We start from the raw sequence: 758 nt of genomic DNA on the forward strand, positions 1-758 counted from the left end.
TGGAGCGCCAATTTAGAAACAGATCCAGAAGACATTCAGAAGTTTCTAAATTTTTTGCCAGAAACGGCGGTTATTTATAGAAAGTCAATTTTCGACACGTCGGTTTTAGGGAGCATTTTTACCCAAAGAACGGTTCTCTAAAGTAACAGTAAAGGAGAAAACTGAGTGTCTAAACCTTCACGAATCGTGGGGCTTGATGTAGCGCGATCACTCGCGATCATCGGAATGATAGTTATCCACATGGCCTCCCTACTTTGGAGTACCAAAGTAATGCTCTCTGGCCTACCTGCATCATTATTTGCCATCATCGCCGGCGCTACCATGATGATTATCGGTAGAAACTACACCAGTACCACTTTCTTACGGTTAATTGCCCGAGGTGCCTTAATCATTCTCATTGGCCTGGCACTACTTCCCGTTGGTGGCGAGATTCAAGTGGTCCTCATCGTAATGGGCGTAGTAATGATGCTGGTTTCCTGGATTCCCGCATTGGGAACATGGTGGAGGCTCGTTCTATTTATCGCCGCCACAACTGCCGCGACAATTGTTTATGCCCCTATCGAACTGCCACAGATTTATCCGCTACTTGCATGGATCGCATATTTCATTGGTGGCATGCTTCTTTTCGACGTGTACCTGCGTGGCCACCTACAACGCGACCGTGCTGCGAACACCACCACTAACACTCGACTGACCTGGATCGTAACCGCTATCAGCGTTGTCATCGCCGGCATTGGAATGTACTTCCGATTCGACCC

General features: G+C 47.8%; 1 pseudogene. It reads left to right on the plus strand.

The features are described from left to right. Window positions 1-165 precede the first annotated feature (165 nt). Window positions 166-758, plus strand: a pseudogene (locus HMPREF1627_RS00830) (hypothetical protein); the annotation flags it as partial.

The organism is Actinomyces sp. S6-Spd3 (genome assembly GCF_000758755.1).
Classification (GTDB): domain Bacteria; phylum Actinomycetota; class Actinomycetes; order Actinomycetales; family Actinomycetaceae; genus Pauljensenia.